Genomic DNA, 16,967 nt, shown 5'->3' with positions numbered 1-16,967 from the left:
TTTTATAAAGGATGTTTCAATCATGAAAACCATAAAGAAAACCATCGTACTTCTATTTTCAGCTTCGTTGCTATTCCTTGGCGGGTGTGCCAAGAACCACAACGATATCATTCTTCATAAGACAAAATCTTTTTGGACGGGGAGCCCGGTGATTAAATTGGATGTCCCGTATCCTGAACCGCTCACTTTTGAACTCCCGTCTGCTGAATGGGTGCCTCTTAAAATTCAAAAGAAGGAAGGTGTAAATACGCGGATAGAGCTTGCAGAAGGTGCGGCTGATTCGTATGTGAAGGTGGCGATTGATGGTCAGACTAAGAGCTTGTTCGAAAGTCTTGAAACCGAAAGCGGTGTGGATTTTGGCCAGTCGGATTCGTTGATTCTCATGGGCCTTTTCGATCATTACAAGACGATGACTAAAGCTGAAAATTCTGATAAGCCGATTCAGTATAGCGAGACGAAATTCGAAAGGCAAGATGGCGATGCGTTTGCTTGGATGGTGACTTCAAACGGTTCGTACGGTGTTGCGTATGCGGTACTCATGACGAAGAACAATAATTATTTCACGATTGAAGTCAACCAGAAAAATCGCGAGACGGATATTGAGAAAATTTTGATAGATATCGTGAAAAGTCACAAGACGTATTAGCAATTGAATGATGAAATTGTGTTGGCTGCCGTTTTTATTGATAGCGTTGTTCCTTTGCGGGTGCTCGCAATCCAATGAAGATGAAGTGCGAAAAGCAAAACGGTTTGAGGCGTTAAAAGGACTGCCGTTGGACACGGTCCTTACGCGTGCGTTTAAATTCTATGAGCGGTTCCAGGCAACGGGTGATACGCTGTCGCGCGATTCCATGAACGATTACAGGGATCACTTTTTTGCGAGATGGGAATTGTCATCGGATTCTCTTTGCGGGACGGTTGCGCCGGACGATTCTTTGGCGGCTGAATTACGCGAAATCTATAAAGTTGTAATGGAGCTTTATACTAAAGATACCTATTGGCATACGCTTGATAAGGAAAAGCGCGAATCCCTTATGAAAAAGGATAGTGTACTCTCAATAGAACTTGTTGATCCTAATGGCAATCTAAAAAATAGGAGTGAACATTCAGATTTGTTAAATGCGGTGATTATGGATATCCCGCTTAAAGAGGCTGTGTCTGGTTTGAAAAAGGCTTATAGCATATATGATAGCATTTACTTTGTTCAGAGGATGAATGTGGTGTATTTTGACACGTCTGCTTCTGATATGAATGAAATGGATAAGATTGATATGTTCCATGCACGTCGGGATGGAAGGAAAGAAGCGAAATTTGCCTGCATGGACAAAACACCAATGGGCCACAAGGTTCTTGTTTTGAGCAAGGAATATAAAACGCTAATGAATGACTTTATGAATGCAAAAGTTGATTGGAAACATCGGGATTGGCCATTACTGCGGAAAATTCAATCTTTCTGGATTCCAAAGATTATTGTTGTACCGCTTTTTTGGGGTGGTTTCTTACTTGAATCGCCTCCGATTATATATAATGCCGTATTTAACAAGAGTCACGATTTGGTAATACTGGATGTCGGAGAAGGGGATCAAGGATGGTATTACTACTTGTCTAAGAAAAATGGAAAATGGGAATTGGTAAAGATTAAAGGTGGCTGGTTTTCGTAGGGACATTTTTATGAAAAAGATTTTTAAGAGTTGTGTTTTGGTAATTTCTGTTCTTGTCGCTGGTGCTTCGGCCAAGGGACTTTATTTGGAAGGTTCTCTAGGCATCGCCAAGGCGGATTACGTGGAACAGGAACGCCCTCGTCGGTTGCAACAGGCAGATGACCATGTGGGTGAATGTTTTGAACATGAGGATTGTGTGGATACGGGGCCTAGTGGGGAATATGCTCCGCGAGACAGGGTGGAATACGTGGGCTATGGCCCAGTGCTGGATTTGAAAGTGGGGTATGGCTGGGAAAAGCTGGCTGTATTTGGTGTTGTTCAGGGAACGTACACTGAAGGTTTCCATGTGTTTGATTGTTATGTAATGAGTAAACCCGTGGAATACGATGGCGATGATGAAGGATATTCGTTCCATAATCACAGGGTAGAGTATGAAGACTATCTTCGCTACAGTGAGCTTCATTCTTTTTCAACGCGATTGTTCTTTGGGGCCGGATTTACGGTATTTCCCTTTGCCCAAAAGGAATCACCCTTGACGGGTTTCCATGCCGGTGCGTCATTCGGTTTCTCCATTATCGAAACCCAGGTAGAAGAGGAAAAGACTGGTGTTGCAGACAGGAATCATGGTGCTATTGAGATAACATCTGCCCCAAATTACAGCCTCACTTTTGATGTGGGGCATACTTGGTCTATTAACGAAAAGTGGAACATGGGTGTCGCTTTAACCGCAGCGTTTGAAAATCCGGTTGAATCTGAAAAGGAATACAGCATGTTCAACCTTCATACAATTTGGGTGGGACTGCGATTCGCAAGAAAGTAATTTCACAGGATCCTTCCTCTGTCTCCTTACAGGATCCAGAGTCAGGATGACGGAGGAGCATTAACTAACAACTAACGACTAATGACCAACGACTAATCGCTAACAACTAATTCTTCACATTTTTTCTTCTTGCTGTCTACTGCTTACTTCCTACTTTTCTATATTTTTTGCATCAAAATTTTCACTCTAAAACAAAAGGCTAAAAATGGCTTCTTTAATTAAATCCGTTGTTGCCCGCCAGATTCTTGACTCTCGCGGCAATCCCTCTCTCGAAGTTGATGTTACCCTCGAAAACGGTGTGACCGGTCACGCTGCTGTTCCGAGTGGTGCTTCCACCGGTGAACGCGAAGCATGCGAACTCCGCGACGGTGACAAGAGCAAGTTCCTCGGCAAGAGCGTTTACAAGGCCGTGGATAACGTGAACAAGAAGATTGCAAAGAAGATCATCGGCATGGATCCGTCCAAGCAGACTGAAGTTGATGACGCTATGATCGAACTCGACGGCAACCGCATGCTCAAGAACACGCTCGGTGCAAACGCTATCCTCGGCGTTTCCATGGCTGTCTGCGTTGCTGCTGCTAAGGATGCTGGCCTTCCGCTTTACCAGTACATTGCTAAGCTCCATGGCACTGAAAAGCTCACCCTCCCGTGCCCGATGTGCAACGTGATCAACGGTGGTGCTCACTCTTCCGCTCCGATCGACTTCCAGGAATTCATGATCGCTCCGGTTGGCGCTAAGACTTTCTCCAAGGGTCTCCAGATGGTGACCGAAATCTTCCACGCTCTTAAGGCTGTCCTCAAGAAGGGTGGTTTCGATACGACGGTTGGTGACGAAGGTGGCTTTGCTCCGGGCGTTGCTATCAAGCCGGCTAAGAACAAGTTCGGTTACGAAATCAAGGACGTGATGACCCTCGAAAAGGCTCTCGCTGCTTTGAAGACCGCTACTGAAAACGCTGGTTACGTTTTCGGCAAGGACATCAAGATCGCTCTTGACGTTGCTTCTTCCGAATTCTGCGACAAGGAAACTGAAAAGGAAGGCTCCAAGGCTGTTACCTACACGTTCAAGAAGAGCACCAAGAAGACTGTCAAGTCTGCTGACATGGTCAAGCTCTATGAAAAGCTCATCGACAAGTACTCCATCTTCTCCATTGAAGACGGTCTCGATGAAGCTGACTGGGCAGGTTGGAAGGTTCTTACTGACAAGCTCGGTGGCAAGATCAACCTCGTGGGTGACGACCTGTTCGTGACCAACCCGACCATCTTCGACGAAGGCATCAAGGCTGGCATCGCTAACGCTATCCTTATCAAGGTGAACCAGGTCGGTTCTGTTTCTGAAACCCTCGCTGCTATCAAGCGCGCTCAGGTTGAAGGCTATGCTCCGATCGTTTCTCACCGTTCTGGCGAAACCGAAGACACCTTCATTGCTGACCTCGCCGTCGGTACTGCCGCTGGCCAGATCAAGACTGGTTCCCTCTCTCGTACGGACCGCGTCTGCAAGTACAACCGCCTCCTCCGCATCGAAGAAGAACTCGGCAAGGCTGCTGTCTACGCTGGCGACCCGCGCAAGAACTGCAAGGCTGCTAAGGCTCCGGCCAAGAAGGCTGCTTGCAAGAAAGCTTGCAAGAAGGCTTAATAAGGCGAGTGTCGCAGAAACAAGCTTGCTTGTTTCTATGACTGAGCCGCTTAGGACTGCGCTACGAAGTAGCGCAACGCTAAGTAATTAGCTTCTTTTAGAACAAAGTATCTAAAAAAGAGCCTCGGCGGAAGCCGGGGCTTTTTTGCTTTTGGTGATTTTCTTGCCCTAAAACTTGAAACGTGGATAGATTCTAACTATATTTGGCAATAACACAAAAAACAACCCTTCAATCAAGGCAAAAATATGTCAGATCGTTTTATCGTGACCGGTAACTTTACCGATGATCCGTTTGCCATCGACATGGCTCAGTACATCGGCCTCCGTGAAGATATCTCCGACGTGGTCTCCCTGAAGACTTTCGCCAACTCCGAATTCTGCCCCCGCTACATGCTGGATGTGGACGATATGGAACGTATCGGCCGCCGCTTGGAAGGCAAGATTGTCTTGATTTGCTCTGTTTCGAACCACGAACGCAGCCGTAACGATTACGCTATGCGTAACTGTATCCTCGCTCGCGCCGCAAAGGATAACGGTGCCGAACAGGTCGTTCTCGTGGAACCGGATTTGTTCTATAGCGCTCAGGACCGTGGTCCGCACCGCATTGGCGAACTTGAAAAGGATCGCCCGGACATCGACCTCAAGAAGTTCGACGGTCAGGCATTCACGAGCCTCCTTTACGCCCAGCTTTTGAAGACCGCTGGCGTCGATGCCGTTGTGACTTGCCACAACCACAGCATCAAGGTCCAGAACCTTTTCAACGACGTTTTCGAAGGTCACTTCCACAACTTGATTCCGACCGACGTTTACGCTCACTACATCAAGAACAGCAACTTTGTTCAGACCGGTAAGGATGGCAACAACCTCGTTATCGTTTCCCCGGACAAGGGTGCACGTCCGTTCATGAACGCTGTATACGATGCTCTCCAGCTTCCGGAATGCAAGCGCGTTGTTATGGACAAGGTTCGTACTGGTGAACGCGAAATTTCCATGACCTTCAACCCGGAACTTTCCGACATCAGCATCGAAGAAATCGAAGGCAAGGACGTGATCGTATTCGACGACATGGTCCGCACGGGTACAACGATCGTTCAGTGCTGCGAACACATCAAGAAGGGCCACCCGAACCGCGTTTGCTTCGGCGTGACGCACTTCCACACCAGTGCCGAAGCCCGTGAAAAGCTCAATAGCCCGGCTATCGACGAAATTCTCACGACCTCCACGCTTCCGGATATCATGAACCGTGACTGCCAGGGTCGTCTTCGCAAGAAACTCACTGTCTTGAAACTTGGCAAGTGGATTGCTCGCCACGTGATGCAGATGTACGGCATGGACGACGGACGTTTCGAGAAGGACTTCTACAAGATCGATATGTCCTCCAAGAACCCGCGTTGGCCGCCTGCATTCTTCTAATTTTGGCTGTATATGGGAATGAAATCCGGATATCGAAAGATATCCGGATTTTTTGTACTTTTTTCGGGAAATGTGGTTCGAAAATCGGTATAAAGTGTTGTTTGCCTTGACATATTTATTTTCGTTGGTTTGAAATATTGATGATAAAACGTATTATTTTTATAAGGTAGTTATGGTAAATGTTTATGGCTGAAAATTTGATTCCCTTGACGACAAATATTCTGGATGCTGTTGGCATCGGTCTTTGGGCTGTTGAAATCGATGAAGGTTGCGCCCCACGGATGATCGCCAACGAAACGATGCTGAAATTGCTCGGCCTTTCGGAAGGTGTTTCTGGGGAAGATATTTTTCATGCCTGGTTCGATAACATTGATCCGGAACATTTTGCCGAAGTGAAGGCGTATGTCGATAAGATGAGCGCTGGTCAGGCGGCTGAAATTCAGTACCCATGGCATTCTCCCGATGGTCGAGTTCGTTTTGTCCGTTGTGGAGGGAACCGTAATTTTGATTATAAAAAAGGTGTACGGCTTGAAGGCTGGCACAAGGATATTACCGAGCTTGCGTTAATCCAGAAAACGGCAGAAGATGAACTGCGTCAAGAAATCACGACGATGGACTTGGATACCAAGCGTGAGCGTTTGCAGAGTGCCCTGAACGAAAAGTTGTACGGAAAGGCAATTCTTGATAAAGCTTACAGTTATTTCAAGGTGAACCTTTCCGAAGGAAATATCTACCGGCCGTTTATTCAAATTGTCGAAGGAAAGTCGGTCGATGTGAGCGAATCGTTTGGCACTGATTTTCCGTCATACGATGCTGTTATACGAAAAATTGCAGATCAACTTGTCGATAAGGAATACAGGAAGGCTTTTGTCCAGCACCTCTCGGCCAAGACGCTTATTGACCAGTTCCAGAAGGGCGATTCAATCCCGGAATATACTTGCAGATTCTATTCGCCGCACATTGGCTGGCACTACAGCCGCTTTGTCTGCTATGTTTCAAAGAATGAAATCTTGAACGAGTACCAGGCAATGATGGTCGCGTACAACGTTTCGGAACAGCAAAAGCAAGATGCTGCCATTCGTGACTGTATCGATGTTCTTTATAAGGAAAACCGTTCAAGGGATGCTGTCGAGGAACTGCTTTCAACGCTCGCTTCTTTTTATGCGGCTGATAGGGCTTACATTCTCGAAAGCGACAAGGAAAGGCAAACTCTTAGCAGTACGTATGAATGGTGCCGCAAGGGTGTAAGGCCCAACAAGGCGGACCTTCAACGTATTCCGATAGTATTCTTTAAACCATGGATAGATTCCGTGGGGGACATGGACGCCGTCTATCTCGATTCGCAAAATGACGAGTATGGCGTTTGGGATAGGTTGTATAGAGAGTTGCCGGTTCAAGATGTAAAGAGTATAAGCGCCTCGACAATTGTTTCTGACGAAGAACGTTTTGGAGTTCTTGTTCTCGATAATCCGAAGGAATCGCAGAAAAATTTTGCAGTGCTAAAGCTAGTGGCAGGATTTGCCGAAAACGAAATCAACCGCCGGAAACGCATGGATGAAGATGCTGCAGTGACGTCGCTTTTGGCCTCGGATTATTCGTGCATTTTCTATTGCGACCTAGAAGCGGACTTGGTGACTGCACACAAGCTCAATGCAAATATCCAGAAAATGCTCGGCACCTCGCTTGGCGAAAAGACTTATAGCGGTGCCATTGATTTTATTGCAAATAAGGTTGTCTCTCCTGAAAATGTCGACTTTGTTATCAGAAAACTTTCTGTTAAAAATTTAAAGCCGCTTCTCCAGAAAAAAGGCGTCACGAGCTTTGAGTATGTCAACTATGCCGATCGGTTCTGTGAATGTAAGGTTGTTGCCGTAAACAAAAAGCAAAGGGCTTTTGTGATTGGATTTGCCGACAAGGATGAGCAAATCCGTACGGCGCGCATGCACCAGAAAAAGATTGAACAGGATCTTGAAATTATCGATATTTTGGCATCGGAGTATTCTTCGGTCTACTACATTGATCTTGAAAAAGATTCCATTACACCTTATTCCATGAACAAGGAATCGGAATCGCTTTTCGGTAGCCGCTTCCGCTCGGGTGTATTGTATTCTAAGGCTTTTGAAGAATATGTAAATGGTGTTGTCTGGGAACGCGACCGCCAGATGATGCGTGAGGCTGGCGCTATAGAAAACATTAAGCGCGAACTTTCCTTGAGAAAAACGTTTATTACAACGTATCGCGGTAATGTCGATGGTCGTCCGCATTATTGCGAAATGAAATTTGTAAAGGTCGGGAACGAACTCGATAGCCCCAAGGCTGTGGCGCTTGGTTTTGCCGAAAAGGATGATTTGATTCTCAAGGACTTTGTGAACGATATCCTTTATGACGATTACGTGTCCATTTACTTTGTGAATGTCGAGGATAATTCTTTCCGTACTATCAAGTCTTCGAATGTCTCGTGGGTGGAAAAACGCCCCCTGTATAGCACCTACTCTGGTGAAGTCAAGAAAATCAGTGGCATAGTTTCGGATGATTTTAAACAGGATTGGCTAAAGCTTTCGAACCTCTTCTATGTGCAGAAGTTCTTGAAAGATGCCGACCAGCGTGAACAGGAATTTAAGATTGAAAGTGGCGAATGGCTGCGCGCCAGGTTTACGACGATTGAACGTAACGAAGAAAACGAAGTCGTTTCCTTTGTGCTTTCGTTTATGCTCTTGAGTGATGACCAGGTCGAAAAACTTGAACTCGATGCGAAAATTGCCGAGCAGAATGATTTGCTTGAAAAGCAACAGGTCATGTTGCAAAAAGCACTTTCGATGGCGCAGTCCTCTGACCGCGCAAAGACGGCTTTTCTCTCGAATATGAGCCACGATATCCGTACGCCGATGAATGCGATTGTCGGTTTTACCGGGCTTGCGATGGCGCATATCGACGAAAAGGACGTTGTACTGGATTACTTGAAAAAGCTTGGACAAAGTTCGAATCATTTGCTTTCGCTGATTAATGACGTGTTGGATATGAGCCGCATTGAATCGGGCAAGATGATGCTTTCGGAAAATGCCGAAGATCTCGTTGATATTATTGATACGCTCAAGGACATTGTTCAAGCGGATGTCGATGCAAAGCATCTTGAGTTTGAAGTGAAAACCGATATCCATAATTCGGGAATCATGTGCGACAAGCTTCGCTTGAATCAAGTGCTCCTGAATGTGCTTTCGAATGCAATTAAGTACACGCAGGCTGGCGGCTCCGTTATGATGCAGGTCGAAGAAAAGGAATCGTCAAAGCCGGGCTTTGCGATGTTTGTGTTCCGCATCAGCGATAATGGCATGGGCATGAACGAAGAATTCCTGAAGACCATTTACGAACCGTTTACGCGTGCGAATTCTTCGACGGTGAGCGGTATCCAGGGAACAGGCCTTGGCATGTCCATCACCAAGAATATCGTGGAAATGATGGGTGGCGATATTGAAATCTTTAGCGAAGAAAATAAGGGTACAGAAGTTATACTGAGTATTGAATTCAAGCTCCACTATAAAAATAAAGAAGGAATGAAGAATTCCGTTGCCACGTCTGATTTTGCGGGTCGAAAAATTTTGCTTGTCGAGGACAACGAAATGAACCGCCAAATTGCAAGCGATATCCTTGCCGATTGTGGTTTTGTGGTGTTCACGGCTGAAAATGGAAAAGAAGCTGTTGAATTGATAAAGAAGTCGATGCCCAAGCAGTATGATCTTATCCTAATGGATGTGCAGATGCCTATCATGGATGGCTTTGCCGCAACACGTGCGATTAGAGAACTCCCGGCGCGTTACCAGTCCCGTATACCGATTGTTGCGATGACTGCAAATGCTTTTGAGGAAGATCGCAAGGCTGCGCTTGATGCGGGTATGGATGAACACATATCCAAACCGATAGACATTGATAAAATGAAGTATATTTTGTCCAAGTTCATTAAAAAGTGATGATTTGAAGATGAAGAATATTGATGGTGTCCATAATGAAAAAGTGATGAACCGGGATCACCTGGTTTTTGCTGTATTTTTACTTGTTTTGACAACATTGGTATTCTTGTTTGTTAGCCAAAAAATACTGAAGATTGTCGAGGACGGTTGCTTTAACAGACTTCGTGAATATGCCGAGGTGGCGTCGAACGAATTTATCATGAGCAATTTGCATTACGGCGGAACGCTCCAGTTTGTGGCCGATGCCTTGGGTGAACGTGCCGACTACTCGACGGATAGCTTGCAGCCAAAACTAGACGAATTGCAGCCATTCTTGCGGGACCAGAAAATAAACATTCTTTTGCCGGGCGATACTGTAATTACGCCGGATGGCACCTTGATGAGTTCCTCAAAATTGGGAATTTCATTTGAAGAAGAGGCTACACCACAATCGCATGTGACTGTACGCCTTGAAAGCGATAAGCTCGAAGAAAAGCTGTTGTACCATTTTGTGCCTATCAAAAGTCATGACCGAGTTGTCGCAGTCGCTTTCTGGAATTTTAGTTTAGGTCTTATCCATCAATACTTGCGTAAGGATAAACGTTACGACCATAAGATGTACGTTTATGTTGTCAACCGTGATGACGGTCGCTTGATTGCCGACACGAAGCACGATTCCCTCAAGAGTATCCGTGACTACGTTAACGAAATGGATAACGAAAAGGGCTTGTTCTCGGCGCTTTTGGATAGCATGCTTGCGGGTGGCACGGGCGAAGGTTGTGTTGAAAATTATTGGGAAGAATCCAATTGCTTCTATTATAAGCCGCTTGCGGTAAATCATTGGAGCATTGCAATTTCATCTCCGAAAAAAGTTGCTTTTGCCTCAATCCATAAAGTCCGTTTTATTTTGCTTTGCTTTGGCTTGGCGGTGCTTGCCCTTTTTGTTGCTTATTATGTGTTGCTCCGTCGCGTGGCGGTACGTTGCTTTGCGGGTGAAGCGGATCGTTCCAAACAGGATGATGTAGGTAAAGTCCGTTACATGCAAATGAAACTTCTAGGTCTTTTGTCCAAGAACTTCATTCATATTTACTATGTCAATCCGGAATCGGGCTCGTATGTCGTTTATCCGAGCTTTATGAACGATTTATACAATGAAATTCTCAGCCGCTTTGATTGCAATGTTTCTCTTTACGATATCATGAACAATGATGAACTGACGAAAATTCACAAGGACGATTTGGAACTTTGCCATAGTGTATTCAATAGGGAAGCTTTCCTTGAAATGATGGGTGAATCGGAATCGAGAAAAGTTGTGGATATGCGTTGGTTTATCAACGGCAACTGGGTTTGGCTGCGCCATACGTTGATTGGCTTTGCCGATGGCAAGGGTGAAGGATACGTGCTCATTGGTGTCGAAGATGTGAACGACGAAAAGGTTGCTCTTGAAGCTGAACGTGAAAGACTTTCCGTGATCAAGGGCCTTTCTGAAGACTTCTCGCTGGTGAGCTTTATTAACCCGTCTACTCGCGAAGACCATCTTTATTACGTCAAGAAAAATAACTGGGCCGACAACCCGAACTGGAAAAAGGTCGGGAATTTTGAAGACCGCCTGAAGCTGATTGCGAATACGCTTGTGCATCCGGATGACCGTAAGATGTTCATTGACATGACCACTCGCGATGTGGTACGCGAAAAGCTTTCTGCAAAGAGCGCCTATTACGTCAACTACCGTATGATTATCAATGGCGTTGTTGAATATTGGCAGCTCAAGTTTGTGATGGCGGGCAAGGCTCCCGATGCCCAGGAACAGATTGTGGCAGGCTTTATCAGCGTCGATGAATCTACCCGTTTGCAGTTGGAGCAGAAGGAACAGCTTGAGACCCAGGCCGATGCGTTGAAGCAGGCGCTCTCGGCGGCACAGGCTGCGAACAGTGCTAAAAAGGAATTCCTCAATAGCATAAGCCATGAAATCCGCACCCCGCTCAATGCAGTGATTGGCCTTACTTCAATTGCGACATCGCATTTGGAAGACCGTGAACGTGTAAAGGATTGCCTTGTCAAGATAGACCAGAGCTCGGATCGATTGCTCTCGATTATCAATGACATTCTCGATATGAGTCGAATTGAATCGGGCAAGTTCGACCTCAACGAAACGCCGACACACTTGTTCGAAGTTATTCATGAAGTGGAACGCGATATCCGCAATGACTTGCAGGCGAAGGAATTGAAATTTGAGCTCGACTGCGTCGACATCAATGATGATGAGGTTGTTTGCGATAAGAATCGCTTGCGCCAGGCGCTGCTCAAGATTCTTTCGAACTCGATCAAGTTTACGAGGGAAGGCGGCTCCATATCGATGAGTGTCAAGGAAACGCCGCTCACGAAGTCGAGCTATGCCGCTTATGAGTTCCGTATCAAGGATAATGGTATCGGCATGAGTGAAGAGTTCCTCAAGACGGTTTATGAACCGTTCACGAGGGAATTGTCTGCTTCGAAGGAAAATCGCGGCATGGGTCTTGGACTTGCCATTACGAAGAACTCTGTCGAAATGATGGGTGGCCAGATTGAAATCGCGAGCCGCCTGCATGTGGGTACCGAAGTCGTCATGACATTCGAATTCAAGCTGGTGCAATCCAAGAAGCGCGAAAAGGATGTCGAAGATCTTGCCGATTCGGGCTTTGCCGGAAAGAAAATACTCTTGGTCGAAGACAATATCCTCAACCGCGAAATTACGATGGAAATCCTCCAAGACAATGGCTTTATCGTGACTGCCGTAGAAGACGGCGATGTAGCCGTGAAAATGCTTTCAAAGGCAACTTCTAGGCCGTTTGACGTTATCTTGATGGACGTTCGCATGCCGGTAATGGATGGCTATGAGGCTACTAAACGTATCCGCGCCCTTGACAACAAGGATGTGGCGGGTATTCCGATTGTTGCCATGACCGCCAACGCGTTTGATGAAGACCGCCAGGCTTCTTTCGAAGTGGGCATGAACGAGCATATCGCCAAACCGGTGAGCATCGAGAAGTTGAAAGGCGTCTTGGCGATGTTCTTATAGCAGAATTGTAGTATTATTCCTATTTATGTATTACAATGGGTGTTATGCTAGAAATTTTTTGTAAAAGTTATCTATATTGAAAAACGTATGTCAGCACGAGTAACTAGCAGCGATAAAATTGAAGACATGTTTCCGGAAACCCCGGTACGTAAGATTATCACCCCGATTGAACGCCTGATGAAGGTGGAGACGACGGGCGGCATAGTGCTTATCATTATGACGCTTACAGCTCTCATCTGGGCGAATCTCAGTCCGTCATCGTACGAGCATTTTTGGCATTTGCCGTTTGTGGTGACCATAGGCAGCTGGGTCGGCTCTGCTGACCTGCACTGGTTCATCAACGATGCCTTGATGACGATATTCTTCTTCAATATCGGTCTTGAAGTCAAGGGCGAAATGACCTACGGCGAACTCCATGACCCGAAGGCGGCGAGCCTCCCGATTATTGCGGCTGCTGGCGGTATGCTTTTCCCGGCTTTGATTTACTTGGCGCTTTGCCCTCCGGGAACTTCGCACGGATGGGGAATTCCCACGGCAACGGATATTGCATTTGTGGTGGGCTGCATGGCAATCTTGGGCAAGAAGGTGCCGCATGCGCTCCGCGTGATGATTTTGACCCTTGCTATTGCAGACGATATCGGTGCTATTCTTGTGATTGCCATTGGTTACCCGAGCGGTGACGGCATCAACTTTGCGGCTCTTGGCATGGCCTTTGTGCTCCTTGCCTTGTTCAACGTGTTCTTCCGCATCGGTGTCCGCAACATGTTGCTGCTCCATTTCACGGGTATTGCCGTGTGGGCGTTCTTTGTCAAGTCCGGTGTGCACCCGACGATTGCGGGCGTGCTCCTTGGCCTCTCCGTGCCCGCAAAGGCCGTGGTGGCGAAAGGCGTGGTGGCCCAGTTTGCAAGTGGCGTAGGCAACGTGCTTTCGGGCGAGACGAAGGACCGCAACGAACAATATGAAGTATTTACGATGCTCAAGCGCGGTGCAAGCGAAAGTGTCTCCTTGCAGGAACGTTTGTACAAGATGCTTGTGCCTTGGGTGAACTTTGCTATCATGCCGATTTTTGCGCTTGCAAATGCCGGTGTCGAAATCAAGCTTGGCGGTCTGGATGTCCCGGTGCTTGGCGCCGTGGCTCTTGCTCTCATTTTCGGTAAGCCCATTGGCATTTTCCTTTTCAGCCTCCTGTCTGTGAAGATTGGCGTTTCCAAGAAGCCGAGTTACTCCTGGAAAGTCCTTTGGGGTGGCGGCATGCTTGCCGGTATCGGATTTACGATGGCTCTCTTTGTGGCTGGCCTAGCCTTTGAAGATGGTGCGAATAAGGATTCCGCAAAACTTGGTATTTTGCTCGGAAGCTTTAGCGCCGCTATTCTTGGCACAATCTACATGAGCATTGTGTCAAAGAAAGAATAGTTGGTGGAGTTTAGAACTTAGGAATGTCATGCCGGCCTCCGAGCCGGCATCTCCATATACAGTTCAAATTGCGTTTTTCTAAAGGCTAATGACTAACGACCAATGACCAAAGCTCACTTCGTCTACATGCTCCGTTGCAAGGGCAATCGCATTTACACTGGCTATGCCGTGGATGTCGACGCCCGCTATGAGGAACATTGCAGTGGGCGTGGGGCGAGATTTACTAAATCGTTCCCGCCAGAATGTGTATTGCGCACGTTCGAACTTGAAACCCGCGAAAAAGCACTCCGCCTAGAAGCCCGTATCAAAAGGCTAAAGCGCCCGCAAAAGGAACTGCTTGCCGCAGGAGATTCTGCGATAGAAAGCGAACTGCGCGCAGGTCTTGGGGAAACGCTTAAAGCCCGTACTGCAAGACTCCGTCGCGAAAAACGCGAACGTGAAAAATTACTTCATCACTAGGTCAACAACGAGCGCAATAGCCATGCCGATGCTGCAGACGCTGATGAATCGTTGGATGAACTTGTTCCCTTTTTTGCGCTGCGTAAAACTGCCGAGGTAACCGCCGAGCCAGGCGCCTGCGGCCATGATAATCGCTATTGGCCAGTCAATTTTCCCTGCGATGCCGAGTGCAACCGTGCTTACAATCAGGAATACGTTCGTGAGCGCATTCTTGATGGCGTTCACGTGAATCGGATCAAGTCCCGTGTAGCGCGTGAGCCCGAAAATTTGTACAAAGCCAACGCCCACTTGTACAATGCAACCGTAGATTGCAATTCCGAAAAATCCGATGGCGCCTTTGACGGTAAGCTTTTCGGGAGGGGTCTCAGGAGGCTTTCCGAGAATGTCCTTGCGCAAGTTACTCATGACCACCACAAGGCAAATCACGACGGCAAGAATTGCTTGAAATAGCTTGTCGCCAATGCGGACCAAGAAGCATGCGCCAAGGAGTGCACCGAAGAATGTCGGCAACAGTAGCTGCAAGAAAATTTTCTTGTTCAGGTAGCCGTGACGCGCAAGATTGAAAGCGCTGCTGAAATTCCCGATGATAAGTCCGATGCGGTTTGTGCCGTTTGCGACAGTCGCGGGGAGCCCGAGGAAAATCATGATAGGGAGGCTAAGCGTGGAACCGCCGCCTGCGATGCTGTTGATAAGGCTTACGACTGCACCCAAGATAAAGAATGCCGGGTACTGGGCGTAATTCCACCAATCTGTCACTTGGCGAGTTCCTTTTCAATAAACTTTCTGTTGCTTTCGACTTTTTCGCGCTGCGTTGTTTCCGGGAATTCCGCAAGGCACTTGTCGAGCGGTGCAATAGCGTCGTTCAGCAATTTCTTTTTCTTTGCTTCATCCGTCTGCTTTAAGGACTTGGCAAAAATTTGCGATGTCGTTTTGCGCTGTTTGTTGCAGTATGCATCGGCAAGGACTATGTATTTTTCATTTGCTTCTTTGCGGTACTTGCTAGACTTGAGTTTGTTCAGCAAGTCCTTTGCCTTTTCGAATTTTTCGTTCGCGATGAGCGTGTCGGCCTGAGCGAGAGCCTTTTCAGGGTCGTTCTTTTCCCACATTTTTGCAGTTTCAGAATCGAGCGATTTTTCAAGTTCATCGACATGCTTCAAGAAATCCTGCACATGCAGCGTGTCTTCAAAATCGCGGTAACGGATGCGGAATGTCTCTGTCTGCTTGCGGGCTTCGGCAAATTGTGCCTTTTCGTCGGCCAGAACTTTGATTTCGTTAAATTCCTTTGTTGCTTTTTTGAGCGTGTTCGTATAAGCGATTTTCTTTTGACCGGCAGCCCAGTTTGCGAGCGAATCGCCCGGAGCGAGTTGTGCAATCAAACTGTCGGCGGTTTCGGAAACCATGCTGTACGAAGCCTGTACACGGTTCATGTTTTGAATCTGGAGTGCCATGGATTCAAATTCTTTTGCTTTTTCTTCACGGCGCTTTCCAAAGTCGTTGCGCAATGTATCCGAGTAAGCTTGCCATTCTTGCCACATGGGGGCGATGGAAGAGAAACTGTTTAGAATAACAGATGCGGAATCGGTTTGGCCTGCTCTGCTGAGCGTGTCGGCGTAGCTAAAAACGTAGTTTGCGAGTGCCGGGAATGCCTTGTACGGGTCCATTGTCGTTTCGAGCGTGCAATGCGAAAAATGCGTCTTATCGCACGGCGGCAACATCATCAAAACAGTATCGACTCTAGTTTGCACAATAACGGATGGCGTTTGGTCTTGGCTCGGGGCGGGCAAGTTGAATTGGTCGAGCAACTGCGTTGCGCTATCGCCAGTAACGACCTGCATTTCGGTATGTGTGCCGGTTTGCGTTTCTGCAGGTTGAATGGTGTCTTGCCCTAAAATAATCGGCTTTTGTATGGGGGTTGCATCCGGGGACGGGCATTGGCTTGTTCCAATACATGCCGTGAGCGAAATCGCAGCGGTAAATGAAGCTATCTGAACGAAAACAGTTGATTTAGACATGAAACGCTCCGAAAAAGTTCTATCCTAAAGATAGAAAATTCCGGATGTTTTATTACGTCTTTTCTTGTGCCTGCTGACTGTATTTATATCCATTGTATATTAAAATAGGTAGCCCGATTAGCGTGCAAATGACGCCCATGAACGTCAACTTGCCGGCTTCTACAGCTTCGCCCACAGCATCGCCAATGCGTTCTTTGGATTTCTTGTTCGATTTGTCCTTGGATTCGTTCGGGCTTGTTGCAGACATGAAACACAAAATCCCGAAAACGGTGAGGCCACTTCCAAGAATTATGCCATCTTTACCGGGCTCGGCTTCTGTATCGCTACTTTTATTTGCAACGATATTTTTATAAAAATCAATGTTGTCGAATTTAGATTCGAACTTGGAAAATGTTGAGGAATTTTGTGCAGCATTTGCACTGCAAATGAGTGAACTTGTTAGTAAGAATATAAAAAGGATATTCTTCAAGAAATTCATTTTGGCTACCTCTTTTTTTAGGGTAACCAGAAATATATATGTAGAATTGCAGTACAATAAAACCCCCGTGATTCGT

General features: G+C 46.8%; 12 protein-coding genes. 9 read left to right on the top strand and 3 right to left on the bottom strand.

Features of this window, described 5'->3' with window-relative positions:
- Window positions 1-22 precede the first annotated feature (22 nt).
- The 9 genes from BUQ91_RS11160 (at window position 23) to BUQ91_RS11120 (ending at window position 14,401) form a co-directional block, all read left to right on the top strand.
- Window positions 23-646, top strand: coding sequence for a hypothetical protein (locus BUQ91_RS11160; RefSeq protein ID WP_074209334.1), 624 nt, complete (start codon window positions 23-25; stop codon window positions 644-646).
- 7 nt (window positions 647-653) lie between these two features.
- Window positions 654-1,661 carry a hypothetical protein gene (locus BUQ91_RS11155; protein ID WP_074209333.1) on the top strand — a complete coding sequence of 336 codons (1,008 nt, stop codon included), beginning with the start codon at window positions 654-656 and terminating at the stop codon, window positions 1,659-1,661.
- A gap of 10 nt (window positions 1,662-1,671) precedes the next feature.
- Complete coding sequence (locus BUQ91_RS11150; protein ID WP_074209332.1) at window positions 1,672-2,481, top strand: hypothetical protein; 810 nt, start codon at window positions 1,672-1,674, stop codon at window positions 2,479-2,481.
- Window positions 2,482-2,686: 205 nt separating this feature from the next.
- Window positions 2,687-4,114 carry a phosphopyruvate hydratase gene (eno, locus tag BUQ91_RS11145; protein WP_074209331.1) on the top strand — a complete coding sequence of 476 codons (1,428 nt, stop codon included), beginning with the start codon at window positions 2,687-2,689 and terminating at the stop codon, window positions 4,112-4,114.
- A 246-nt stretch (window positions 4,115-4,360) separates the two neighbouring features.
- Window positions 4,361-5,527: a ribose-phosphate diphosphokinase gene (locus BUQ91_RS11140; RefSeq protein ID WP_072829951.1), complete on the top strand. Its 1,167-nt coding sequence runs from the start codon at window positions 4,361-4,363 to the stop codon at window positions 5,525-5,527.
- A gap of 185 nt (window positions 5,528-5,712) precedes the next feature.
- Complete coding sequence (locus BUQ91_RS11135; protein ID WP_074209330.1) at window positions 5,713-9,492, top strand: PAS domain-containing hybrid sensor histidine kinase/response regulator; 3,780 nt, start codon at window positions 5,713-5,715, stop codon at window positions 9,490-9,492.
- A gap of 10 nt (window positions 9,493-9,502) precedes the next feature.
- A complete protein-coding gene (locus BUQ91_RS11130; RefSeq protein ID WP_074209329.1) occupies window positions 9,503-12,529 on the top strand; it encodes a response regulator in 3,027 nt (1,008 codons plus the stop codon).
- A gap of 87 nt (window positions 12,530-12,616) precedes the next feature.
- Entirely contained in the window at window positions 12,617-13,942 is a 1,326-nt protein-coding gene (gene nhaA / locus BUQ91_RS11125; protein ID WP_074209328.1) for a Na+/H+ antiporter NhaA, read from the top strand.
- Window positions 13,943-14,044: 102 nt separating this feature from the next.
- Window positions 14,045-14,401 carry a GIY-YIG nuclease family protein gene (locus tag BUQ91_RS11120; protein ID WP_254794460.1) on the top strand — a complete coding sequence of 119 codons (357 nt, stop codon included), beginning with the start codon at window positions 14,045-14,047 and terminating at the stop codon, window positions 14,399-14,401.
- Here BUQ91_RS11120 and BUQ91_RS11115 read toward each other — a convergent pair.
- The 3 genes from BUQ91_RS11115 to BUQ91_RS11105 are packed head-to-tail and all read right to left on the bottom strand — an operon-like array spanning window position 14,387 to window position 16,891.
- Window positions 14,387-15,157 carry a sulfite exporter TauE/SafE family protein gene (locus BUQ91_RS11115; RefSeq protein WP_074209327.1) on the bottom strand — a complete coding sequence of 257 codons (771 nt, stop codon included), beginning with the start codon at window positions 15,155-15,157 and terminating at the stop codon, window positions 14,387-14,389. The two genes, BUQ91_RS11120 and BUQ91_RS11115, sit on opposite strands and share 15 nt — an antisense overlap.
- Entirely contained in the window at window positions 15,154-16,413 is a 1,260-nt protein-coding gene (locus BUQ91_RS11110; protein ID WP_074209326.1) for a hypothetical protein, read from the bottom strand. Before BUQ91_RS11110 ends, BUQ91_RS11115 begins: the two co-directional genes overlap by 4 nt.
- A gap of 52 nt (window positions 16,414-16,465) precedes the next feature.
- Entirely contained in the window at window positions 16,466-16,891 is a 426-nt protein-coding gene (locus BUQ91_RS11105) for a hypothetical protein (RefSeq protein ID WP_074209325.1), read from the bottom strand.
- Window positions 16,892-16,967: the final 76 nt, after the last annotated feature.

This window comes from Fibrobacter sp. UWB11, from assembly GCF_900143015.1.
Classification (GTDB): domain Bacteria; phylum Fibrobacterota; class Fibrobacteria; order Fibrobacterales; family Fibrobacteraceae; genus Fibrobacter.
The sequence above is the reverse complement of the archived record's forward strand: the minus strand, read 5'-3'. Positions and strand labels throughout refer to the sequence as shown.

Bases quoted from the DNA above. Each gene is read 5' to 3' on its own strand.
- BUQ91_RS11160 (WP_074209334.1), top strand. From the start codon at position 23: ATGAAAACCATAAAGAAAACCATCGTACTTCTATTTTCAGCTTCGTTG.
- nhaA (WP_074209328.1), top strand. From the start codon at position 12,617: ATGTCAGCACGAGTAACTAGCAGCGATAAAATTGAAGACATGTTTCCG.
- BUQ91_RS11110 (WP_074209326.1), bottom strand. From the start codon at position 16,413: ATGTCTAAATCAACTGTTTTCGTTCAGATAGCTTCATTTACCGCTGCG.
- eno (WP_074209331.1), top strand. From the start codon at position 2,687: ATGGCTTCTTTAATTAAATCCGTTGTTGCCCGCCAGATTCTTGACTCT.
- BUQ91_RS11155 (WP_074209333.1), top strand. From the start codon at position 654: ATGATGAAATTGTGTTGGCTGCCGTTTTTATTGATAGCGTTGTTCCTT.
- BUQ91_RS11130 (WP_074209329.1), top strand. From the start codon at position 9,503: ATGAAGAATATTGATGGTGTCCATAATGAAAAAGTGATGAACCGGGAT.
- BUQ91_RS11135 (WP_074209330.1), top strand. From the start codon at position 5,713: ATGGCTGAAAATTTGATTCCCTTGACGACAAATATTCTGGATGCTGTT.
- BUQ91_RS11120 (WP_254794460.1), top strand. From the start codon at position 14,045: ATGACCAAAGCTCACTTCGTCTACATGCTCCGTTGCAAGGGCAATCGC.
- BUQ91_RS11150 (WP_074209332.1), top strand. From the start codon at position 1,672: ATGAAAAAGATTTTTAAGAGTTGTGTTTTGGTAATTTCTGTTCTTGTC.
- BUQ91_RS11140 (WP_072829951.1), top strand. From the start codon at position 4,361: ATGTCAGATCGTTTTATCGTGACCGGTAACTTTACCGATGATCCGTTT.
- BUQ91_RS11105 (WP_074209325.1), bottom strand. From the start codon at position 16,891: ATGAATTTCTTGAAGAATATCCTTTTTATATTCTTACTAACAAGTTCA.